Origin of the sequence: Neorhizobium petrolearium (genome assembly GCF_029854435.1) — a bacterium.
Classification (GTDB): domain Bacteria; phylum Pseudomonadota; class Alphaproteobacteria; order Rhizobiales; family Rhizobiaceae; genus Neorhizobium; species Neorhizobium petrolearium.
Window position 1 is genome coordinate 3,587,765 of record NZ_CP123000.1, and the last position, 22,715, is coordinate 3,610,479.

22 protein-coding genes are annotated in these 22,715 nt (G+C 60.8%); 8 read left to right on the forward strand and 14 right to left on the reverse strand.

The features are described 5' to 3' along the window. The first annotated feature begins 12 nt into the window (after positions 1–12). The 4 genes from QEO92_RS17705 to QEO92_RS17720 all read left to right on the forward strand — a co-directional run bounded on the left by QEO92_RS17705 (position 13) and on the right by QEO92_RS17720 (position 3,646). Positions 13–510 (forward strand): YciE/YciF ferroxidase family protein, encoded by a 498-nt coding sequence (locus QEO92_RS17705; RefSeq protein WP_227703895.1) that lies wholly within the window; start codon positions 13–15, stop codon positions 508–510. Between the two features lie 395 nt (positions 511–905). Then, on the forward strand, positions 906–1,265 hold the full coding sequence (locus tag QEO92_RS17710) for a DUF2934 domain-containing protein (RefSeq protein ID WP_037154741.1): 360 nt from the start codon (positions 906–908) through the stop codon (positions 1,263–1,265). 299 nt (positions 1,266–1,564) lie between these two features. Continuing rightward, entirely contained in the window at positions 1,565–3,043 is a 1,479-nt protein-coding gene (glgA, locus tag QEO92_RS17715) for a glycogen synthase GlgA (protein WP_227705203.1), read from the forward strand. A gap of 117 nt (positions 3,044–3,160) precedes the next feature. Further along, on the forward strand, positions 3,161–3,646 hold the full coding sequence (locus tag QEO92_RS17720; protein WP_227703896.1) for an NUDIX hydrolase: 486 nt from the start codon (positions 3,161–3,163) through the stop codon (positions 3,644–3,646). Between the two features lie 17 nt (positions 3,647–3,663). Here the strand turns inward: QEO92_RS17720 and glgX are convergent, their stop codons facing one another. The 3 genes from glgX to QEO92_RS17735 all read right to left on the reverse strand — a co-directional run bounded on the left by glgX (position 3,664) and on the right by QEO92_RS17735 (position 6,334). Further along, positions 3,664–5,742 carry a glycogen debranching protein GlgX gene (gene glgX, locus QEO92_RS17725; RefSeq protein WP_227703897.1) on the reverse strand — a complete coding sequence of 693 codons (2,079 nt, stop codon included), beginning with the start codon at positions 5,740–5,742 and terminating at the stop codon, positions 3,664–3,666. Between the two features lie 68 nt (positions 5,743–5,810). Continuing rightward, positions 5,811–6,053 (reverse strand): putative periplasmic lipoprotein, encoded by a 243-nt coding sequence (locus tag QEO92_RS17730; RefSeq protein ID WP_280107457.1) that lies wholly within the window; start codon positions 6,051–6,053, stop codon positions 5,811–5,813. Continuing rightward, positions 6,050–6,334 carry a hypothetical protein gene (locus QEO92_RS17735; protein WP_227703898.1) on the reverse strand — a complete coding sequence of 95 codons (285 nt, stop codon included), beginning with the start codon at positions 6,332–6,334 and terminating at the stop codon, positions 6,050–6,052. The genes QEO92_RS17730 and QEO92_RS17735 overlap by 4 nt, the downstream gene beginning before the upstream one ends. A 113-nt stretch (positions 6,335–6,447) precedes the next feature. Between QEO92_RS17735 and QEO92_RS17740 the strand changes: the two genes are divergently transcribed. Beyond that, on the forward strand, positions 6,448–6,714 hold the full coding sequence (locus QEO92_RS17740; protein ID WP_227703899.1) for a hypothetical protein: 267 nt from the start codon (positions 6,448–6,450) through the stop codon (positions 6,712–6,714). Positions 6,715–6,943: 229 nt separating this feature from the next. On the opposite strand, the gene QEO92_RS17745 is transcribed toward QEO92_RS17740, so the two are convergent. The 5 genes from QEO92_RS17745 to coxB all read right to left on the reverse strand — a co-directional run bounded on the left by QEO92_RS17745 (position 6,944) and on the right by coxB (position 12,840). Then, complete coding sequence (locus tag QEO92_RS17745) at positions 6,944–8,008, reverse strand: c-type cytochrome (protein WP_227703900.1); 1,065 nt, start codon at positions 8,006–8,008, stop codon at positions 6,944–6,946. Then, on the reverse strand, positions 8,005–8,667 hold the full coding sequence (locus QEO92_RS17750) for a cytochrome c oxidase assembly protein (protein ID WP_227703901.1): 663 nt from the start codon (positions 8,665–8,667) through the stop codon (positions 8,005–8,007). The genes QEO92_RS17745 and QEO92_RS17750 overlap by 4 nt, the downstream gene beginning before the upstream one ends. A gap of 206 nt (positions 8,668–8,873) precedes the next feature. Beyond that, positions 8,874–9,257: a hypothetical protein gene (locus QEO92_RS17755; protein ID WP_037152605.1), complete on the reverse strand. Its 384-nt coding sequence runs from the start codon at positions 9,255–9,257 to the stop codon at positions 8,874–8,876. Next, entirely contained in the window at positions 9,254–11,770 is a 2,517-nt protein-coding gene (ctaD, locus tag QEO92_RS17760) for a cytochrome c oxidase subunit I (RefSeq protein WP_227703902.1), read from the reverse strand. The genes QEO92_RS17755 and ctaD overlap by 4 nt, the downstream gene beginning before the upstream one ends. Further along, entirely contained in the window at positions 11,767–12,840 is a 1,074-nt protein-coding gene (gene coxB / locus QEO92_RS17765; RefSeq protein ID WP_227703903.1) for a cytochrome c oxidase subunit II, read from the reverse strand. The genes ctaD and coxB overlap by 4 nt, the downstream gene beginning before the upstream one ends. Before the next feature lie 200 nt (positions 12,841–13,040). On the opposite strand from coxB, the gene QEO92_RS17770 reads away from it, so the two are divergent. Both QEO92_RS17770 and QEO92_RS17775 read left to right on the forward strand, forming a co-directional pair. After that, positions 13,041–13,241: a hypothetical protein gene (locus tag QEO92_RS17770; protein ID WP_037152610.1), complete on the forward strand. Its 201-nt coding sequence runs from the start codon at positions 13,041–13,043 to the stop codon at positions 13,239–13,241. Between the two features lie 40 nt (positions 13,242–13,281). Continuing rightward, positions 13,282–13,842, forward strand: coding sequence for a type 1 glutamine amidotransferase domain-containing protein (locus QEO92_RS17775; protein ID WP_227703904.1), 561 nt, complete (start codon positions 13,282–13,284; stop codon positions 13,840–13,842). Positions 13,843–13,844: 2 nt separating this feature from the next. Here the strand turns inward: QEO92_RS17775 and QEO92_RS17780 are convergent, their stop codons facing one another. The 6 genes from QEO92_RS17780 to QEO92_RS17805 all read right to left on the reverse strand — a co-directional run bounded on the left by QEO92_RS17780 (position 13,845) and on the right by QEO92_RS17805 (position 21,398). Beyond that, positions 13,845–14,948, reverse strand: a complete 1,104-nt coding sequence (locus QEO92_RS17780; protein WP_227703905.1) for a DNA topoisomerase IB — start codon at positions 14,946–14,948, stop codon at positions 13,845–13,847. 57 nt (positions 14,949–15,005) lie between these two features. Next, on the reverse strand, positions 15,006–16,706 hold the full coding sequence (locus QEO92_RS17785) for a sensor histidine kinase (RefSeq protein WP_227703906.1): 1,701 nt from the start codon (positions 16,704–16,706) through the stop codon (positions 15,006–15,008). 236 nt (positions 16,707–16,942) lie between these two features. After that, positions 16,943–18,049: an ABC transporter ATP-binding protein gene (locus QEO92_RS17790; protein WP_227703907.1), complete on the reverse strand. Its 1,107-nt coding sequence runs from the start codon at positions 18,047–18,049 to the stop codon at positions 16,943–16,945. 6 nt (positions 18,050–18,055) lie between these two features. Beyond that, on the reverse strand, positions 18,056–18,937 hold the full coding sequence (locus QEO92_RS17795; protein ID WP_052182913.1) for a carbohydrate ABC transporter permease: 882 nt from the start codon (positions 18,935–18,937) through the stop codon (positions 18,056–18,058). Beyond that, positions 18,934–19,860: a carbohydrate ABC transporter permease gene (locus tag QEO92_RS17800; protein ID WP_227703908.1), complete on the reverse strand. Its 927-nt coding sequence runs from the start codon at positions 19,858–19,860 to the stop codon at positions 18,934–18,936. Before QEO92_RS17800 ends, QEO92_RS17795 begins: the two co-directional genes overlap by 4 nt. 281 nt (positions 19,861–20,141) lie before the next feature. Next, positions 20,142–21,398 carry an ABC transporter substrate-binding protein gene (locus QEO92_RS17805; RefSeq protein ID WP_037152618.1) on the reverse strand — a complete coding sequence of 419 codons (1,257 nt, stop codon included), beginning with the start codon at positions 21,396–21,398 and terminating at the stop codon, positions 20,142–20,144. 260 nt (positions 21,399–21,658) lie between these two features. Here QEO92_RS17805 and QEO92_RS17810 point away from each other — a divergent pair, with 260 nt between their 5' ends. Beyond that, entirely contained in the window at positions 21,659–22,711 is a 1,053-nt protein-coding gene (locus tag QEO92_RS17810) for a LacI family transcriptional regulator (RefSeq protein WP_227703909.1), read from the forward strand. The last annotated feature ends 4 nt before the right edge of the window (positions 22,712–22,715 follow it).

The window sequence follows — 22,715 nt, forward strand, 5'->3', positions numbered from 1 at the left end:
AAGGAGAGAGCAATGGCCAGCAAGACCCTCGACGACCTTTTCCATGAAACCCTGAAAGACATCTACTATGCCGAACGCCAGATCGTGAAGGCTCTTCCGAAGATGGCGCGCGGCGCCCGGGATGAAAAGCTGAAGGCCGCTTTCGAGAAACACCGCGATGAGACTGAAGGCCAGATCGATCGCCTGAAACAGGTCTTCGAGATCATCGGCAAGCGGGCCCAGGGCAAGACCTGCCCGGCAATTGACGGCATCATCGAAGAGGGCGAAGAAATCCTCGACGAGTTCAAGGGCAATCCTGCGCTTGACGCTGGCCTGCTCGCTGCCGCACAGGCGGTCGAGCATTACGAAATCAGCCGTTATGGTACGCTGCGCACCTGGGCCCAGCAGCTTGGCCTCAAGGAGGCTGTGAAGCTGCTGGAGGAAACGCTCGCCGAGGAAAGCAAGACGGACGAGGCCTTGACCAGTCTCGCCAAATCCGCCGTGAACATGGCGGCTCAGAAGGCCGCCTGAGGCCTTCGATGAACGGGGCGCCGGCAAAGGCCGCATAGCCCCGTTCCCTGAGCAAAAGCCCGGTCAAAGCTGGGCTTTTGCTCACCCCAGGCGGAACGAGATGAGCATTTGCCATGTCCGGAGCGGAATGCCGGTGTGATAATAGGACGCAGATCGAACGGCGCTTATAATATGGACCCGAGCAGTTGCATGAGGGATTATATCGCAGTACCTTTGATTTGGATGCGCTCCTTCCCGGCGGCGACAAACATACCCCCAATTGCCAGAAAATACCCCCCGGGGCCGATTTTTGAGTTCATGGCCCTGCTCTGCTGGCCAGGGTGCAATTTTTCGTTTGGACGATGGAACTTTTTTGCGCTGCACACGTTGGGGCGTTCGGTCGAATGGAGACGATAATGGCGGAATCCGAGGAAGATTGGATCAAGAGACGGGCATACGCTTTGTGGGAAGAGGAAGGCTACCCTTCCGGTAAGGATCGGGAGCATTGGGAAAGGGCGAAGCTGGAGCATGCGACGCTCAAGCCGACCGCCTCGAACACACCACCAATGGCAAGTCCCCGTAAGAAGGCAGCCGCAGTCGTAAAGGCTCCAAAGGCAGCAGCGCCGAAAGCTCCAAAGACTGTCACGAAGACGGCCCCATCGAAGCCGGCATCGACAGGGACTGCTGCCAAGACGACCTCGAAGACCCCCGCAGCTATTCCGGCAGCGGTCGAACCGGCGAAAAAGCGCTCCAAGAAGGTGCCGGCCGGCCAATAACGCCGCCCGGATCGTATACATCAAGACCAGTTTCATCAATCGCGGCGATTGGCATTGTCGCGAGAGCGTATTTTCTTGCCTTGGAAGATTGAGATGACAGTTGCGTCTGAACTCCGCCCGACACCGAACCCGGCAGGGAACGTTGGCCATGGCCGAAATGTTCCGAGGGGTGCAAACGGCCCACGGCGGAGGCAGACATGATGAACGCTCACGCCCCCCTCGGCAATACGCACCGCGATCAGCACGCCATGTCTGGGAGCGTGGTCACCCCGGTCGAGGAAACGCGGGTGCTGCCGCAAATGAGGGTGCTTTCGGTCACCTCCGAGATCTTTCCATTCGTAAAGACGGGCGGCCTGGCGGATGTGACAGGTTCCCTGCCCAAAGCGCTCGCCCCGCTCGGCATAGAAACGACGTCGTTGATCCCCGGATATCCGAATGTGATGCGGCAATTGCAAAGCGCCGTGCCGCTCGTAGCCTTCGACAGCCTGCTGGGCGAAAAGGCCTCGCTCCTGCACACCCGCATCGAGGGCCTCAGCCTTTTCGTGCTCGACGCGCCCACTCTCTATGACCGTCCGGGTGGTCCCTATGTCGATGAACGGGGCATCGACCATCCCGACAACTGGAAGCGGTTTGCCGCTCTTTCGCTGGCCGCGGCGGAAATCGCCGGCGGCGTCCTGCCCGGCTGGCGTCCCGATCTCGTCCATACCCACGACTGGCAATCGGCGCTCGCCTCCGTCTACATGCGGGAACGGGGCTGCTCGACGCCGGTCGTGCTGACGATCCACAACCTGGCCTTCCAGGGCCAATATCCCGCGAGCCTGCTCGACAAACTCGGACTGCCCCCGGAAGCATATTCCATGGATCGGATGGAATATTTCGGGGACATCAGCTTCCTGAAGGGCGGGCTGCAGACAGCCGACGCGATCACCACCGTCAGCCCGACCTATGCGCGCGAAATCCTCACGCCACGCTTCGGCATGGGCATGAACGGCGTTCTGAACGAACGCGTCTCGGTCCTGCGCGGCATCGTCAACGGCATCGATCTCGATGTTTGGGATCCATCGACGGATCCGCACCTGCCGCGCAACTACGACATCAACAGCCTGCGCCGCAAACGCGAGAATCGCGCCGTTCTGCTGGAGAGATTCCGCCTCGACCCGTCGGGCGTCGGTCCGGTCTTTTCCGCAGTGAGTCGGTTCACCTGGCAGAAGGGTATCGACATGCTCGCCGAAACCGCCGACGAGGTGATTCACAACGGCGGCAAGGTGATCGTGTTCGGCCAGGGCGACCGCGAGATCGAACAGGCGCTTCTGGACACTGCCTCGCGTTTTCCCGGCCGCATGGCCGTCCATATCGGTTATGACGAGCCGACGGCGCATCTGATCCACGGCGGCTCGGATGCGATCGTGCAGCCGTCCCGCTTCGAGCCGTGCGGCCTCACCCAGCTCTATGCCCTGCGCTACGGCTGCGTGCCGGTCGTCTCGCGAACCGGCGGGCTCTCGGAGACCATCATCGACGCCAATGATGCAGCAATGTCGGCCCGCGTGGCAACAGGCTTCCAGTTTCATCCGGTCACGACGGACGGGTTGCGCCTGGCGCTTCGCCGCGCCCTGCAAACCTATGCCGATCCGAAAATGTGGGCTCGTTTGCAGAACCAGGGGATGAAAGCAAAATTCTCCTGGGAACGAAGCGCCCGCCAATATGCTGCCGTCTATGCCAGCCTGGCCCGCAAATCAGGGCGGGTTCCGGCGAGCGAGATACGTCGCGCCACGCTCTGAACGATCTGTCCGGACCGCCCGGCGTTTGTCGCCAGCTGAAGAATCGGATAGCGGATCGTCCGCTGCAACGCAGATTTGCTTCCGACAGGCCTTCCGATGGACAATCCGACACGCACCATGATTGTAATGGACTCTGGGCGTTCGCGTTTCCAGTTTCGAACCGCAGCGCTCATCCGCTCCAATGGACATCTTCTCATCCACCGGGGAACGACTGAGCCCTTCTGGTCGCTTCCGGGCGGTCGCGTGGAGTTTCAGGAAGCAACGACGGAAACGCTGGCGCGGGAAATCGAGGAGGAAATCGGATCCCGGGCAGCCATCGGTCCGTTGCGCTTTGTCATCGAGAACTTCTTCACCCTGGAGGGGCGGACGGTCCATGAAGTCGGCTTCTATTACGAGACCGAACTACTCCGCCCCCTGCCTTTCCACGAAAATGAGGTCGTCCACCGTTGTCGCGACGGTTCCAACGACCTGGAATTCCGCTGGATTCGCCCCACGGCAAGCACGCTTGACGAATATGACCTGAAGCCCTTTCCGCTCCGTGCGTTGATCGCCGGCACGTCAAGCGACATCACGCATCTGGTCTATCGAGATCATGCCACCTGAGAGATTCTTGACGAGCCTCACGGTCTGCGAAAGAGCGCCAGACTGCGGCCTTCGAGCTCGAAATCCTTTTCCTTGGTGATCACCAGGCCGCGCTTGGAAAGATCGGACGTGGTGAGTTCCAGCACCCAGCCGCCCTCGCCGAATTGCGGGATGCGGAAGGGAACATTTCCTTCGAACGGGTTGAAGAGCAGCAGGACGTCGTGCCAGATGCCTTCCTGCCCCTTGAGATCCTCCCGGCCGATATGCAGGCCGAGTGTCGTGCCGTCATCCCAATGCTCGGGCTTCTGCTCGCCGCCGCCGGCATTGAACCAGTTCACCTCCATGCCGTCGCGCCAGTTTTCACGCCTCAGCAACGGCTGCTCCTGGCGCAACTTGATCAGGCAACGCGTAAACTCCCGCAGTTCTTCGCAGGTCTCCGGCAAGTTCTCCCAGTGCACCCAGGAAATCTCGTTGTCCTGGCAATAGCCGTTGTTATTGCCCATCTGGCTGCGGCCAAACTCGTCGCCGGCAAGCAGCATCGGCGTACCGTGCGAAAAGAAGAGCGTCGCGAGGAAATTGCGCTTCTGACGCTCGCGGATCGCGTTGATCGCCTCGTCGTCGGTCGGGCCTTCGGCTCCGTAATTGTAGCTGTGATTGTCGTTATGGCCGTCGTTGTTGTCCTCGCCGTTCGCCTCGTTGTGCTTTTCGTTGTAGGAGACGAGATCGTTGAGCGTGAAGCCGTCATGGGCGGCGATGAAGTTGACGCTCGCCCAGGGCCGGCGGCCGCGCTGGTCGTAGAGATCGCCGGAGCCAAGCAGGCGGGCAGCGAAATCGGTCGAGACATTGGTCCCTTTCCAGTATTCCCGCACGGTATCGCGATACTTGTCGTTCCACTCTGACCAGCCGGGCGGAAAGCCGCCGACCTGATAGCCGCCGGGACCGATATCCCAGGGCTCGCCGATCAGCTTCACCTTCCACAGCATCGGGTCCTGCGTCATCGCGTCGAAGAAGCCGCCGCGCTGGTCGAAACCCTGCGGCTCGCGACCGAGGATGGTGCCGAGGTCGAAGCGGAAGCCATCGACATGCATGGCATCTGTCCAATAGCGGAGCGAATCCATGATCAGTTGCAATACGCGCGGATGCGAAGTGTTCACCGTGTTCCCGGTGCCCGTATCGTTGATGTAGTAGCGATGCTGATCCGGCATGGTCCGGTAATAGGAAAAGTTGTCGATACCCTTGAAGGAGAGCGTCGGGCCGAGTTCGTTGCCTTCCGCCGTATGGTTGTAGACCACGTCGAGGATCACCTCGATGCCGGCATCATGGAAGGCCCGCACCATGTCGCGAAGACCCTGGATCCCTCTCGGACCGTAGTAGCACGGGGCCGGCGCGAAGAAGCCGAGCGTGTTGTAGCCCCAATAGTTCTTCAGGCCTTTGTCCAGGAGATGCTGATCATCGGGGAAATAATGGACGGGCATCAGTTCGACCGACGTGATGCCGAGGCTCTTGATGTAGTCGACCGAAGCCTTGTGGCCCATGCCCTCGTAGGTGCCGCGGAGCTCTTTCGGGATCGCCGGGTTGAGCTGGGTAAACCCCTTGACGTGAGTTTCGTAGACGATCGCAGCCGGCCACGGGATGCTCGGGCGATTCTGATCCTGCCAGTCGAACGCGTCCGGATCGATCACCCGGCATTTCGGCATGAAGGGCGCGCTGTCGCGCTCGTCAAACGTCAGGTCCTTGTCTTCATTCTGCAGGTCATAAGCGAAAAGCGCCTCGTTCCACTGCACATCACCGACAAGCTCGCGGGCGTATGGATCGATGACCAGTTTGTTCGGATTGAAGCGGTGACCGTTTTCCGGATCGTAAGGTCCGTGGACACGAAAGCCGTAAAGCGCGCCGGGCTTCAGGCCGGGAACATAACCGTGCCAGATCTCGTGCGTATATTCCGGGAGTTCGAGACGCGCAGTCTCGATCCTGCCGCTCTCGTCATAAAGGCAGAGTTCGACGCGTTCCGCATGCGCCGAGAAGATCGCGAAATTGACGCCCTCGCCATCAAAATTGGCCCCAAGCTGGTGCCAGGAGCCCGGCTCAATGACGATATTGCTCGATTTGGTATCCATGCCACACCTGATGAAAGATTCGCGGAACAATGGTGCGACACAGCATTTCGTTCCCTCGGCCTTCGAGATTACGGGTTATTCGATCCCGAAGGCGCAGGATTTGCAGGCGGAGTGTTCGTCGTCCCAGAGGGTGAGGTGGCCGAGCTTTGTCCTCCGGTACCGGTTTGCGGCGTGGAATCCTTGTCCGCCGGAGCTGTCGCATTCGGCTGTTGCGCAGGCGTGTTGTTGATCGGGTCGTTCTGGTTTTCGCCACTGTCGCTACAGGCACTCAGGAGCATGAGGACAGAAAGGGCGGCGATCAAGCGTTTCATGTCCGGTCTTCCCCTTCGGATGTGCCGGATGCGGCCCGGCGGCGTGTATCGAGCGCAATGACCTTTTCAACGGCAGCAATATCTTCCGCCGCCGCGACCGGGACGGGGTCGCCGGCAATGGCTTCCAGGATTTCCGGTGCCAGTGCTCCGTTGCGGATCACATATTCCAGTGCTTCACGGGTCTGACGTTCTGCTTTCAATTGCGCGTAGAGGGCCAGGATCAACCGGTCGCGAATATCGCGTCCATGCTGGTCAGCCCCTGATTTGATGACTTGCGCCATGGTCTTCTCCATGTCCTTGTTCAGGAGGCCAACTTTCGGCGGGGCTGATTGTTCCCTCCTGAAAAGCCTCCCCTATCTTCATGAGGAAACAAAACATGACGAGGAGGCCACCTATGTCCGCGATGACGCCGGAGGAGCTGGAGGGGCGCTTGAACGCCCACCGCGAACTGCTGATCGAGCTTCTTGCCGCGATGATCGGCGGCGAAGTCACCATCACCGCTTTCCTGCAACGGCTGAGGGATGATGCGACTTTCAAGGACAGCGAAGAAGACCCGGGCGTGATCCCTGAAGAAGCGTTTGCGATCGAGAATTCGGCTGCCCGTGAAGTGCGCGCGATCCTCGAAGCGGCCCGTGCCAGGGCGGAAGCGGATGGTCGTTAACCATAGCGCTTCACATTTATGACGATCTCGCCACGTTTATGGCCATTTCATGGAACTAGAATGCCGCTTTCACGTTCATCTACCACCGATGCGGAGGGAGGCGTCTATGGTCAGGGAATGGGTGGAGGCAGCAGGTTTCGTTCTGGTGATCGCAGCCTGCTACATGATGGTCGTTCCGGTCTGATACCGGTTTTCCGGACTCCTGGGGAGGAGAGCGTGGCCTGAAACTTCAGGGCACCCTGCTCTCGCGGCCGGCAAAGAAGGCTGCGAGAGCAGCAAAATCCTCTTCCTTCAGCTTGCTGGCGACCTCGATCATGAGGTGGCTGAACGACGACCCGCCTCGGACGCCTGCATGGAAGAGCCGGAGCTGACGCATGATATAGGCGGCGTTCTGGCCCGAGATGCGCGGATAGGCGGGATTTCCTCCGGGTTTTTCATGACAGCTGAAGCAGGCGGGAACCTTGTCCGCCGGCCTTCCCTTTTCGGCAAGTTCTCTTCCTTTTTCGATCAACTGCGCATCAGCAGGAGAAACCGCGCGCGGCGGCCGCGCCTGTTTCGCGTAATAGCGCGCAAGCTCCGGCAGGCTTTCATCGGCCAACGTGCCGACCGCCACCTCCATGACGCCACTCGGCCGCTGCCTTTGCGCATAGGCGCGCAGGCTGTTGAGCAGATAGGGCTCCGACTGGCCGGCGAGGCGCGGAATGATGCTGTCATTGGTAAGCCGCTTTTCCGCGTGGCAGCTCTCGCAGGTGATCGGCAGCGGCGAAACCTCGCCCGCATTGCCGATGCCGTGCAGGCCGGAGACCTGCAGATAGGCGTTGGTGTCCATCTCCGGCAGCTTTCGCAGGAAGGCGACCATCGCCCAGACCTCGTCGTCGCGCATTTGCGTCGGCCAGGCAGGCATGCCGGTGAAGCGCACGCCATGCTTGACGATCTCGAAAAGCTGCGCATCGGTCCAGGTCGGTACCACGGTCTTCAGGTCTGGCGGCGGGGGAAGCATGGCGCGCACCGCATCCGACCGGCCTTGCGCCGGCGAGCCGTGACAGATGGCGCAGCCCGTTTCGAAATGACCTGCAGCTGGCGGCAGGAGCGCCGGATTGTCAAGCGGGGGCGCCTCGACGGACAATGCAGCGGTGCGGACGGAATTCCGCATGACCCAATGCAGGAACCAGTCCGTCGCAGCCCAATGGCCGCTGCTCGCCCCGACGCTCATAAGACCGGACCAGGCGACCACAAGTCCAAGCACAGGCAGCACGATGACCAGGACAATCAGATGCTTCCAGCGGATCATCATAGAGCTTTCCTCCCCAACGGCTCTGGCACATTGTCTCCCAGCGTCCGGGCAAGCAGGGCAATGCCGCCGGCGAGGTAGACGACGGCACCAACCAGCAGCATGACCACCCCGCCGACCTGCTGATCCGCCGCCGCTGTCAGCGTCACGCCCAGACAGCTTGCCTCCCCGCCACCGTAAAGCGGACGAGGCGAAAGAGAAAGAAGCGCTCCAAGCAGTGTCATATGCATGGAGGTGAAGAGGAGCCCGAACGTGCCGGAAAGCCGACGCTCTTCCCGTCCGCTCGATGTCCCGCCGAGGCAGGAAAGCCAGAGCGCCAGTCCTGCGCCTAGGAAGATTGCCTGTTCGATGGCCGCGAAAAGGACGGAGGATTCCGACAGGGCCCGCATTGCCGGGACATGCCAGACCCACACGGCGAAGAGTTCGGCAACAGAAGCAATGAGCGGCGTCATCCAGGCACAGCCGGCGGTAAAATCGAAACGCGTCCCGGAAAGCGCGATGGCGATCAGCGGCGCGGCGCCCGCGACCACGCCCATATGGGCGATCATGTGAACCGAGAAGGATGTCCGGTCGGCCAAAGGCAGGAGGACAATCCAGAGCAGGAACAGCATAACTGAGCTGACAATCAATGCTGCACGCTTGAACGCCGAGAAGGATGGCATGGCGTCACCGCGAACTCCCTCCGATCCCCCCCCTTGTGGGGGAGATGTCGCCGAAGGCGACAGAGGGGGGTGTGACGACAGTGCGGCAGATGGAGAGATCAATTCCCCGGGCAGATACCCCCCTCTGCCCTGCCGGGCATCTCCCCCACAAGGGGGGAGATCGGCAAGAGGCACCGCTTTCCGTCCCATATCCGCCTGTCTCCTTCTCATGGCTGGCACTCCGCGATGAACATCAGCGGGATGGCCATATAGGCGACAGCCACGAAGCTGAGGCCGGACAGCAGCAGCGTGGCAAAGCCCTGGAAATATCTGCGATCTTTGCGGGTCGGAGCGTCATGCGGCGGATCGCCGGAGCCAAAACCCCATTGCCGCCAGGCGAGATAGGCCGAGAGAACGATCATCGCCAACGCCAGCAGGGTGAAGACCGCAAGCGCAAGGCGGACGGTATCGAACGAAATGTCGGAGGCAAGCCCCCTGGCGCAGAAGATCGCAAAGGTCGCGTAGCAGACGATGAAATGCAGCGCCCAGACCGTCGGCGCGGTAAACAGTGTCCACAAGCTCTCGACTTCACGCGGAATGACGCTCTTCATGCGCTCACCATCGGGAAAAGGCCGATGACGCCGAAAGTCACCACGGCAGTCACCGCCATGAAGTGCCAGTAAAGCGCGACATTGCGGATATCCTGGTCGTATTCGGCAGTCATCCTGCCCGCAAAACTGCGAGCCAGGCAGTAGAGTTGCATGATCGCGCCGACTGCTGCGTGCGCCACCGTCCAGATCGCCAGAATCCAGACTGTCGCCGGATAAACGTTGGCTGTCGGGTCCATGCCATGGACGTAAGGTCCGGCAAGGCCTGCAAACGAAGCCGCGACCGTAACGGTAAAAGCCGCAACCAGCGCCATGCGCGCACCGATCGCACCCTTGTTGTTGAACTCGCGGGCCAGCAGCGTCAGGACCCAGGCGACCACGAAAAGCACCAGCGCCACAATCGGCCAGAAGGTCCCTGGCCCGGAAACGACAGCGGTGAAATCCTCGTGGATGGTCCAGTAGAAGAAATAGCCGAAGACGAGGCTCGCAAACGCCGTGCCGTCACCGACCATAGTGATGAACATCGCCCACCAGCCGACCGAGGCAGGGCCGGAAACATAGATCGGCAGCTTCAGGCCAAGTCCCACATCGATCTCCGGAGCCTCCGGAATAGGCGCAGTGCCGGTCCACAGCCAGACGATGATCGCGATGAAGGTAATGATGGCGAACACGATCGTCGTGATCCACCAATGAAACGTCAGTGCGATGAAAACGCCGCCGAGTGCCATGGCCGCAATAATCGTCACATAGGAAAGGCCGCCCACCCGCAGACATTGGATCGGCTCGGCATCGAGCACGGAGGTCACCAAGGTCTCGCGCTCCCCGGATTTCGCATCCGGCAGGTAATAACGCCCTTCCTCGATATTCCGCCGAAGATCCGGCTGGTCCCAGAGCGGATAGCGGCTGGTGATGATCGGCACCGAACGCATGCCCCAGCTTTCTTGCGGGTCGTTCGTCCATTCCAGTGTGCCGGAATTCCACGGGTTGAGGTTGCGCTCCCGAGGCCCGGGCTTCGGGCGGAGAATATCGATCACGAGGGTCGCCACGCCGGCCGCGAAGATGAAGGCGCCAACCGTAGAAAGCAGGTTGAACCAGTCCCAGCCGATCCCTTCCGGATAGGTGAAGACGCGCCGCGGCATGCCGCGCAGGCCGGAGAAATGCATCGGGAAGAAGGCGATGTTGAAGCCTGAGAACATCAGCCAGAAGGCGACCTTGCCCCACAAATCGCTGAGCTTCTTTCCGGTGAAGAAGGGGAAATAGTAATAGATGCCGGCGACGACCGGGAACAGCATGCCGCCGATCAGCACATAATGCAGATGGGCGACGACGAAATAGGTGTCGTGTGCCTGCCAGTCGAACGGCACCAGCGCCACCATGACGCCGGTCAACCCGCCGATCACGAAGATGATCAGCCCGCCGGCGCCGAACAGCATCGGCACGGAGAAGATGACGCGGCCCGCCAGCATCGTGGCGATGAAGACGAAGATCTGCACGGCGGTCGGAATGGCAACGGCCTCCGACGCCGCCGAGAAGAAAGCGAGCGAGATCTGCGGCAGGCCGGTGGCGAACATATGATGCACCCAAAGCCCGAAGCTCAGGAAACCCGTGCCCACGGCTGCCAGCACGATCCACGAATAACCGACGATCGGCCGCTGCGAGAAGGTCGGGACGATCATCGCCATCAGCGCGATCGCAGGCAGGAAGATGATGTAGACTTCCGGATGGCCGAAGATCCAGAAGAGGTGCTGCCAGAGCAGCGGATCGCCTCCCCTCTCCGCGTCGAAGAAGGGCCAGTCGAACATCCGCTCCATCTCGAACAGGATGTCGCCCGCGATCAGCGGGGGAAAGGCGAAGAGGATCATTCCTGCGACGATCAGCAGATACCAGGCGAACATCGGCATCAGATTGATGCGCATGCCGGGCGCCCGGCATTTCATGATGCCGACGATGATCTCGACCGCCGCGGCGATCGAGGCCACTTCGATGAAGGAAAGGCCGAGCAGCCAGATATCCGCGCCGATACCGGAATATTCCTCGTCGGTCGCAAGCGGCGGATACATGAACCAGCCGGCATTCGGCGCGGCATTGAAGAAGATTGAGCCGCACACGAAGATGCCGCCGATGAGAAAACTCCAGAAACCGAAGGCCGAAAGCCGCGGGAACGGCAGTTCACGGGCGCCGAGCATGGAGGGCAGCAGGAAGATCGCGATCGCCTCGAAGATCGGCACCGCGAACAGAAACATCATCACCGTGCCGTGCAGCGTGAAGGCCTGATTGAAGAGATCGGCGGAGATGAGATCGTTCTCCGGCACTGCAAGCTGCAACCGCATCAGCAGCGCCAGCAGGCCGGCAAACAGCATGAAGGCAAACGCGGTGACGCCGTACCAGAGGCCGATCTGGCTGTTGTTGACCGAGGTCCAGTAACGGATGCCCTTCGGCGTCTCCCACACCTTGCGGAGCCGTTCTTCCTGAGCGGCCCTCTCCTGAGGCGAGAAATTGCCCAATTCCTCGGTCATCTGAGCCCCTTCAGGTAAGCGGCGATCCGGTCGATCTCGGCATCCGGCAGCATGGAAAAATGCGGCATGCGGGCTTCCGGCTTGATCGCGCCGGGGTCGCGGATGAAGCGGGCGATATGTTCCTCCACATTCTCCAGAGTGCCGGCTGCGACCGAGCCACGTTCTCCGAAGGCGGTGAGATCCGGCCCGATCGTGCCGCGCGCCTCGGTTCCGGAGATCGCATGGCAGCCGTCACAGCCCTGTTTCAGGAAAAGCGCCAGTCCGTCCATATCCTCGGTGCCGGATGCAACCTGCCGTGCAGCCATCCAATTCTCGAAATCCTGCGGCTCCATGGCGAGTACGGTGAACGCCATCAGCGCATGCGACGAACCGCAGAATTCCGCACAGACGCCGCGATAGGTGCCGGACTTTTCTGCCATAAGGGTGAGCTGGTTGTCGCGGCCGGGGATCATGTCCATCTTGCCGCCAAGCACGGGAATCCAGAAGGAGTGGATGACGTCGGGCGATTTGAGCGAGAAGATGACACGCTCCCCGACCGGAATCCGTACCTCGTTCGCCGTCTCGAATGCGACCGTGCCGTCTTGCCGGAGGTACCTCACACGCCACCAGAACTGCTCGCCGGTGACCTCGATGCGACGCACGCTGCCAGCCTCTCCCTGGAACCACGGCCGGATGTTCGGCATCAGCCAGACGGCATAGGCAAGCAGTGCTGCCAGCACGACGGTGGGAAAGATTGCGCCTCCCCAGAGGATGAGCTGACCGGCACCCTTTTCCGAATGAACACGCCGCTTGCGCGCGGCATAAAACAGCAGACCGACCACCGCGAGCCATATCACCGCGCCACCGATCAGCATGGTGAAGAAAAGCGTCGCCACATGCGCCGCCTCGCGCCCGGCGGGATCGAGCGCCGATTGAATGCCGGAGCATGAAACGAGCAACGGGCAGAAAAAAAGTGCGGAGGCGATCGGCCGGACCGATCGGCAATAGCTACCCTTGATGCCCTGCTGACCGAGGCTTCTTTTTGATCGGATTGGCCGGCGGCAGGGGCCGGTCAAGCGGTCATCATCCATTCAGCATGCACCCGGGCCAGAAGTCGTTTGCGACAGGAGATCACAGAAACGGTTGGCAAAAACACGCAAGCCGGAATTTTGTTCCAATGCCTGCGATAACTTTCTGTAACAGGCTGTGAAAAACGTGGAACGAATTCGCCACAGGGGGGTTTGCATTTTCGTGAGGGCAGACGCCCTTGTTCGCGCGACGGGAGATTATCATGCGACACTTTTTCAAAATGCTCAGGAACAGACTGAAGGGGACCCGGCAGGAGAAGAAGACGTTTGCCGTTGAACACCCGGAAGACGTGCAGGTCGTCGTACCTGAAGCCGTTGTCCTTCCGCTGCCGAAGGCACCTCGTGACGAAATCTGCGTTCCTGCCTCCATCAACGGCCGAGACCTTTCCAGCGGCCGCCTCTGAGCCCAACAGCAATGGAATTCGACTGAAAGGAGCACAGCATATGACCGCTATTGATACCGCTTCCATCCTGATCCTTGCCACTGACGGCTACGAACGCTCGGAACTGCGGGTCCCGCTCGATGAGTTGAGGAAGCGCGGCGCGAATGTGAAGGTCGCCTCGATCAAGACCGGCGAAATCAAGAGCTGGGACAAGAAGGACTGGGGCGATACAATCGGTGTCGATCTGGAGGCAAAAAACGTCAAGGTCGAGGATTTCGATGCGCTCGTTCTGCCCGGCGGCCAGATCAACCCGGACCTCCTGCGCGTCAACGAGGATGCCGTGCGCGTCGTGCGTGATTTCGTGAAGAGCGGCAAGCCGGTTGCGGCGATCTGCCATGGTCCTTGGCTGCTGGTCGAGGCTGACGCCCTGCGCGGCCTGAAGGCGACATCCTACTGCTCGATCCGCTCAGACATCCGCAATGCAGGCGCCTCCTGGAAGGACGAAGCAGTCGTCGTCGATAACGGCATCATCACCTCGCGATCGCCGAGCGACCTGCCGCAGTTCGTTGACAAGATCGTCGAGGAAGTCCAAGAAGGACGCCACAATCGCCGGGCTGCGTAGAATTACGCCCGCTCGGCCTCGGCCGCCCGCTGCTCCTCGCGGGCGGTCGTCGCGGGAACATCGGACACTTCCCGCAGGAATGCCAACAGACGCCGCTCGTTCGACCTCAAGCCCCTCGGACCGCTCAATACGGTCTCGTCCGCCATCACCTTTTCAAGCGGCGAGATATCTTCAGACAGCGCAAGAATCCCCGGATGGATATAGCTTGACCGGCAGACCGCAGGTGTATTGTGCAGGGCAGCCGATGCTGCATTGGCCATCGTTTTGATCTTCGGGCGGCCACCATTCATCTCCACCGCCTCCCACGCCGCCATGAACGCTGTGAGACTGCCACCCCAGGTACGGAATGTCTTGGCCGAGATGGCAAAGCCCGCCGCCTTGGCAAGATAGGCGTTCAACCGTCCTGAATCGACCGGATGCGGCACGCCCTGCTCGTCCGGCCAGGAAAAAAGCTGCCGGCCGGGCAGGTCCGCAATGTCCTCGAGGATGCGCTGCAGACGCGGATGCCTCAAGGTATGCCGGACACGCTTGCCGCCCTTGGCCGTGAAGCGAAGCAGGATCGTATCGCCCGAGAGGGTCATATGCCGCTTGAGCAACGTCGTGGCGCCGTAGGTCTTGTTTTCCTTTGCATAAGCGCGATTGCCGACACGCAGATGCGTCGCATCCAGAAGGGCCACCAGAGCGGCGACAACCGTATCGGACCCCTCGAGATCAAGCGCGAGATGCCGCTTCACCTTGCGGCGTATGCGCGGCAGCGCCTCACCGAACCGGATGAGCTGGTCGAACTTCTGCTCGCTGCGGAAATTCTGCCAATCGGAATGGTAGCGATACTGCTTCCGCCCGCGGGAATCATAACCCGTTGCCTGAAGGTGCCCGCGCGGATCAAGGCAGATCCAGACATTCTCATAGGCCGGCGGCAGGCCGAGAGCGGCGATCCGGCGCCGTTCCTGATCATCCGTCAGCAAGCTCCCGTCGGGCAGACGGTAGCAGAAACCCCTGCCGCGGCGGAGCCGCCGGATGCCCGGCTCCGTATCGCTGACATAGGTGAGGCCGGTGATTTCGAGAAAACCCTGATCGATATCGAGCGAGTTGAGACGGGCGTCCATGTCCATGGCCGCTTAACGGCAAGCATATCAACTTCGTTCCAGCGATGTAGCCGGCGATCAGATCACGATGTCCTTGAGGCTTTCGGTACCTTCGCCCCGCTCGAAAGACGAACGCGGCGCAGTCAGTATCCAGCAGAGCCCCTCGGATCGGAAATCCACGTCGACCTGCCCTGAAAAAGCTGCTGCCGCATGGCGCTTGATGATCGTCGTGCCGAAACCGGTCCGTGCCGGCTCGTGGACCGGCGGGCCATCCCTTTCCTCCCAAACCAGCCGGAGATTGGGTTCGCTACCGGCCTCGTCGAGCACATCCTTCCAGGCGATACGGACCTTGCCCTGCGGCACGGAAAGAGCCCCGTACTTCACGGAATTTGTGGCAAGCTCATGCAGGATGAGGCCGAGATTTTGCACCGCCTCGGCCTTCAGTATGAAATCCGCACCTTGCAACTCCACCCGGTCGGCCACTTCGGCAAAGGTGCTCATGTGGATTTCCACCACGCGCCGGATCGACACCCCGGCCCACTGCTCCTTCGCGAGCGCCTCGATCGATTTCCCGAGGCCCTGCAAACGGTTGCCGATCGCCTTCTGGAATTCCTCCATCGTGGTGTCCTTCCGCGCGAGCTGGCGCATCATCGCCTGGACAAGCGTGAGGATGTTCTTCGTACGGTGCACGAGTTCATGCAGGATAAGGTGGATGCGGTCCTCTGCCTGGCTGCGGTCGAAAGAAGCATTCGAAAGCGCAATGGCCACCTGATTCGCTTCCCTGATCTTCGTCTCCACCGGAGACACGATCTCGCCCTTGCCGATACGTTCGGCCATTTCCGCGATCTGACGGATCGGGATGCGAAGCTGACGGCCGACAAGCCAGGCGATCAGCATGCCGACGGCAAGGAAAACAGCGCCACCCGAGATCAGCTGCCGCCATGTGGTCAGAATGCTCGCCTGCGCTGCATCGATCGGCCCCCAGACCACGGCCTTCCATGTCCAGCCGGTGATCTGCGCATAACCGTACATCTGCTTCAACTCGCCATCGACATCCTCGATCGTCCCCTTGAAGCCGGTCATCAGCTTGAGCGTATCGGCCGGGAAAGCCGTGCCCGACGACAGCGCATGGGCACCCAAAGAGGTAACCACGTGTCCCGAACCGTCAACGATCGCGACCGTCCAGCCCTCGGAAAGCCCCTCAGTGGAGATGAGCTTCTGCAGGTCTTCGGCATTCTGGGTGATGATCATTGCCGCGCCCGAGGCGGAAACCTCCCTGGGCAGCGGCATGCTGATATTGAAAACGTGCTTTCCGCTGGTGGTGCCGAAAAAGACGTTGGAAGCCTCGGTCACGCGGCGACTGAGCACCGATTCGAGCGCCGGCATGTTGGATACCTTGCCGAGGGGCGTCCCGAAAGGCAGGCGTGTGTTGAGCTGCTGCTGGCCCGCGGCATCGACCAGGATGACATAGAGTGAATTCGACCGCAGGCTGTTCTGTGTCCTGTTGTGGAAGGCGCGCAGATCGCGCCTTTCCAGTTCAGGGGACGTGACGAGCAGCCGCAGCGTCGTCGCCATGTCCTGCAATTCGCGATCTATCGATCGCGCAATAAGCTGCGCATCCTCGGCTGTCTCGTTCGCCAGGATTTCGCGTTCGTTCGCCTCGAGCTCCATCATCAGATAGGCGACGAAAACCAGCAAGGGCAACGCAACGCCGACAGCGAGCGCAACCAGATAAGCGCCGATGGGCGCCGTCGGGAAAAACCGCGAAACCCTAATCATTCCGCGCATTTACCCAAAAGGAAAAACGCAGGCGCCTATGTCACCTGCCCCCGTATTCATTTTAGCATCCCGCCTTTTGCTAATACAACTAGCGGGTCTTTCTAACCGGTTTTGAAAGCTTGGCCAAGGATTGATTGCTGACCATACGCTTCTCCAAAAGGCACAATCCTCCGCCGGAAGGAGGCCTCCCGGCACCCCCTGCAAGCCGAAGGGTAAAAGGGCCGAACCTGCCCGCGTCAATCGATGCGGCCGGTCGTTTCCGGATCGAAGACGACCGCCTTGTCGAGATTGAAGGCGAAGGGGAATTTCTGGCCGACCGAGACATGCACATCGGCACGGGTGCGGGCCGTGAAGCTTGCTCCATCCAGCCTGCCGGTCACGAACGTGTCGGAACCCGTCGGCTCGACCATGGTCACATCCGCTTCGATTTGCGCTACGGAACGCACCTGCGGATCGAGAAGGCCGGTGTCGGTAATCGCTTCCGGACGCAGCCCCAGGATGATCTCCTTACCATCGGCGAGGCTCTTCGTAACGGACGGCGGCATGGCGACCTTGACGTTCTCGTTGCCGAAAAGCGCAATTGCCTGTGCACCGTCCGAGGAAACGACGTTGCCCTTCAGCATGTTCATCGCCGGCGAGCCCATGAAGTCCGCAACAAACAGGTTGGCCGGACGATTATAGATTTCCGAAGGCGCCCCGACCTGCTGCACGGTGCCTTCCTTCAAGACGACGATCTTGGAGGCCAGCGTCATCGCCTCGATCTGGTCGTGGGTGACGTAGACGATCGTCGCATGGGTGTTCTGGTGCAGCGCCTTGATCTCGGCGCGAACCTCGACACGCAGCTTGGCATCGAGGTTCGAGAGCGGCTCGTCGAACAGGAAGACGCGCGGCTGGCGGACAAGCGCCCGGCCCATGGCGACGCGCTGGCGCTGGCCGCCGGAAAGCTGGCTCGGACGGCGCTTGAGCAGATGCTCGATCTGCAGCGTCTTTGCGACCTGCTTCACGGCCGCCTCGCGGGCGGCCTTGTCGACGCCGCGCATTTCCAGCGCGAAAGCGATGTTTTCCTCCACCGTCATGTTCGGGTATAGCGCGTAAGACTGGAAGACCATCGCGATGTCGCGCTTCGAAGGATGCAGATCGGTCACCACCTGACCGTCGATGACGATATCGCCCGACGACGGCGGCAGAAGGCCGGCGATCGCGTTCAGAAGCGTGGACTTCCCGCAGCCCGACGGACCGACAAGGACCAGGAAGCCGCCCTTTTCGAGATCGATATTGATGCCCTTCAGTATCTCGACATTGCCGATCTTCTTGCGAATGTCCTTGATTTCAAGAAAGCTCATAAGCGGTCATCCCTTGACTGCGCCGGCCATCAGGCCACGCACGAAATAGCGTCCGGCGACGATATAGACGAACAGGGTCGGCAAGGCGGCGAACACGGCTGCGGCCATGTCGACATTGTATTCCTTGACGCCGGTGGAGGAGGAAACGAGGTTGTTGAGCGCAACCGTCATCGGCGAGGCTTCGCCTCCCGCAAACGATACGCCGAACAGGAAGTCGTTCCAGATATTGGTGAACTGGTAGATGATGGTGACGACGATGATCGGCCCCGAACTCGGCAGCAGGATGCGCCAGAAGATACGGAAGAAGCCGGCGCCGTCGATCATCGCGGCCTTCACGAGTTCATCCGGGAAAGCCTCGTAATAGTTGCGGAAGAACAGCGTCGTGAAGCCGAGACCGTAGATCACGTGCACCATCACGAGGCCGGTCGTGGAGTTCGACAGCCCCATCAGGCCGAGCAGCCGCGCCATCGGAATGAGGACGGCCTGGAACGGAATGAAGCAGGCAAACAGCATCATGCCGAAGATGATCTTGTGACCCGGGAAGCGCCACTTGGTCAGCACGTAGCCGTTCAGCGCTCCGAGCAGGGTCGAGATGATCACCGCCGGAACGACCATCTTGATCGAATTCCAGAAATACCCCTTGATGCCGACGCAGGAGACACCGATGCAGGCCTCGCCCCAAGCCCTCACCCAGGCGGCGATCGAAGGCTCGCGCGGCAGCGCCAGCATGTCACCGCCGCGGATTTCGTCGAGCGGTTTCAGCGATGTCGTGAGCATCACATAGAGCGGCAGCAGGTAGACGACCGCCAGGATGATCAGGGCCGCGTAGATGAAATAGCGGGCGGTGCGGGCCGAACCGGCGCTGATGGTTTCGTTCGCAGCGCTCATTGCTTCTTCTCCCGCAGTTCCGAATAAAGATACGGCACGATGATCGCGGTGATGCCCATCAGCATCATCACCGCGCTGGCCGAACCGACATTCATCTGGTTGCGCGTGAACGTGTAGGAATACATGAAGGTCGACGGCAGTTCGGTCGCATTGCCCGGTCCGCCGCCGGTGAGCGCGATGACGAGGTCGTAGGACTTGATCGCCATATGCGCCAGCACGATGAAGGCGGAGAGGAAAACGGGGCGAAGCAGCGGGATGATGATGCGGCGGTAGATGGCGACGTTAGAAGCCCCGTCGATCTGCGCTGCCTTGACGATCTCGCCGTCGATGCCGCGAAGCCCCGCGAGGAACATCGCCATGACGAAGCCGGATGCCTGCCAGACGCCGGCGATCACGACCGTGTAGATCGCCATCTTCGGATTGACCAGCCAGTCGAACCCAAAACTCTCCCAGCCGAGATTGTGCATGGTGTTTTCAAGCCCGAGACCGGGGTTCAGGAACCATTTCCACGCCGTCCCCGTCACGACGAAGGAAAGCGCCATCGGATAGAGGAAGATCGGCCTGAGCACCCCTTCGGCGCGGATGCGCTGGTCCATCAGGATGGCGATGAAGAGACCGAGCGCGATGCAGATGCCGATGTAGAGAACGCCGAAGACCGCCAGATTCTGCATGGCCACATACCAGTTCGGCTGCGACCAGAGACGGTAATAGGCATCGAACCCGCCCCACTTGTAGACCGGCAGGATGCGCGAGGTCGTGAAGGACAGAGTGATCGTCCAGAGGATGAAGCCGTAGACGAAGACGAGGATCACGGCGAACGAGGGCGCCAACACGATCTTCGGCAGCGCATTGCGCAATCCATCCGCAAAAGTGCGGCCCTGCCTCTGCGGTTCCGCAACGGGAACCGGTTCGATTGTCGTCATCATGACCTCCGGGTAGGGAGTAGGAAGAAATTACGAGTTCTAAGGATACCTGGCCTACCCCCTCACCAACAAAATCTAGCACTTAGCCTTTGGCTAAGGTGCTGATTTTGTAACCTCTCCCACCAGGGGAGAGGTAGGCCCGCGGCGGCGCGGCATCCTTATCTCTCCCCTGTGGGAGAGAAAGCGATTTCAACATCTTAGCCAAAGGCTAAGTGTTAGAAATCGCAAGTGAGGGGGTCGCTTCTGGGCAACCCCCTCACCCGTTTCATTCAAACCAATGCTTACTTCGCGGCAGCCACCGCTTCCGGCAGGCGCTTCAGCGCTGCATCGGTAGTGAGCTGACCGTTGAGGTGCTGGGTGATGACGTCCAGCATGGCTTCCTTGATGGCAGCCGGCTGGGCGTAGCCATGGGCGAGCGAGCCCATCATCGTGCCCTTCGAAGCAGCCTCGGCGAGATCCTTCATGCCCTTCTTGCCGCAATCATCGAACTTTTCGTCCGAGACGTCGGTACGGGCCGGAACCGAACCCTTGACCGTGTTGAAAGCGATCTGGAAGCCCGGATCCTCGACGGCGGACGCCATCTTGAGCTGGGCGTCGCGCTGGTCGTCACCGACGTCGAACATCATGAACTGGTCGGCATTGAAAAGCACGGAGCCCTGTGTGCCGGGGAAGCGGATGCAGACGAAGTCGGTGCCCGGCTTCTTGTTGGCGCGTAGCCATTCGCCCTTCGACCAGTCGCCCATCTCCTGCGCGCCGGCCTTGCCTTCGATGACCATGGCGGTCGAGAGGTTCCATTCGCGGCCCGAGAAGTTCGGATCGAAATAGGTGCGGATCTTCGACATGGTGTCGAAAACCTTCTTCATCGTGTCACCGGAAAGCGCTTCTGGATCGAGGTCGAGGACGGCTTTTTTGTAAAACTCCGGGCCGCCGATGGAAAGAACGACGGCTTCCCACATCGTGCCGTCCTGCCACGGAACGCCGCCATGCGCGATCGGCGTGATGCCCTGCTCCTTGAACTTGTCGAGCATGGCGATGAATTCGTCGATATTCGTCGGCGGCTGAAGGCCGGCCTTGTCGAGGGCAGCCTTGTTGATCCACAGCCAGTTGGTCGAGTGGATATTCACCGGAGCAGCGATCCAGTGGCCATCATACTTGGAGAAATCCTGGAGAGCAGCCGGGATGACCTTGTCCCAGCCTTCCTTGGCTGCAAGGTCGTCGAGGTTTGCGGCAACGCCCATTTCCGCCCAGTCGCGGAGGTCGAAGCCGAGAAGCTGGACGGCTGTCGGCGGATCGCCGGCCGTGACGCGGGCGCGAAGCGCGGTCATGGCAGCGGAGCCGGCACCGCCGGCAACCGGCATGTCCTTCCAGGCGACGCCTTCCTTCTGGAGGTTTTCCTTCAGCACGTTGAGAGCCGCAGCCTCACCGCCGGACGTCCACCAGTGAAGGACTTCGACACTCTCCTGTGCCTTGGCGGCACCGGCCGTCAGGGCGATGATCGCCGCACCGGCGGCGAATTTGCTGATCATTCGAATATTCATTGAGAAATCTCCCTTTGCATCCGGGCTCCTCTCCGGATATGGCGATTTATAACGATATAAACGCAGTCGGTGTCAACCCAGCCGGAGGATTTTTTGCAGAGTTTCAGATGACACCTAACATGATGAAAAAACTTGCAAATCTTGAAATCGACAAATTTTTCCTCAGGAATCGAGAAAATTTCCTGACGGCATTTGAAAAATTTGCAACGATGTAGATGAGGCCTGTTCCGATCTCGGAGCAGGAGCGGAGGAAAGAAGACATGTCGCTGGAAGACCTGGAGGACGAGGGTCGGCGGGCGAAGCCGGAGCCTGTAAGGGAGAGAGCCGGCGCGGATACGAAGCCCACGCTGAAAACAATCGCCGAAATGACGGGCCTCGCCGTCACCACCGTGTCGCGGGCGCTCGCCGACGCGCCGCAGATCGCGCTTGAAACGCGGATGCGCGTACGGCAGGTCGCAGAACAGATCGGCTATCTGCCGGACCGGGCGGCGCAGCGCCTGCGTACCGGCCGCACCAATGTCATCAGCCTCGTCCTCGACCCGCACGAGGAAATTTTAGGCTATGCGACGTCGATGATCCGGGGACTGACCGAGGCGCTGCGGCGCACGCCGTATCATCTCGTCGTCACACCCCATTTCTCCGACACGCCGCAAATCGACCCGGTGCGCCACATCGTGCGCAACCGCATGGCCGACGGCATCATCTTCACACGCACCGAGCCCTCGGACCCGCGGGTGAAGCTGTTGATGGAGAACGGCTTTCCCTTCATCTGTCACGGCCGGACCGAACTTGCGACCGCCCACCCCTATGTCGATTACGACAATTACGGGTTCGCCTATCAGGCCGCGCGCAAGCTGATTGACGCCGGTGCGAAGAAGCTCTCGATCATCCTGCCGCCGGAGCGGTTCACGTTCGCCCATCACATGCGCCACGGCTTCATGACGGCGGTACGCGAGGAGGGTATCGGCTTCGAGATTGCCAGGGGCGTGACGCTCGACAGCAACTCGAATGACATCCGCGACTATTTCTATCGCCGGATGGACGAGCCGGAACGTCCCGACGGGTTCATCTGCGGCGGCGAGGTGTCGGCACTCGCGGTCATGGCCGCCGCTTACGACCACGGCCTCGCACTCGGAAAGGATGTACGGCTGGTCGCCAAGCAGACCTCGGGCCTTTTCGATCAGGTTCGTCCACGAGTCGAGACGATCTACGAGGACCTTTCCGAAGCGGGCCTCTTGATGGGGCGGCTGCTCCTCAAGCGCATCGCCGGGCCGGTGCCCGTCCACGAACTACAGGCGCTCCAGACGGTCTGACCGT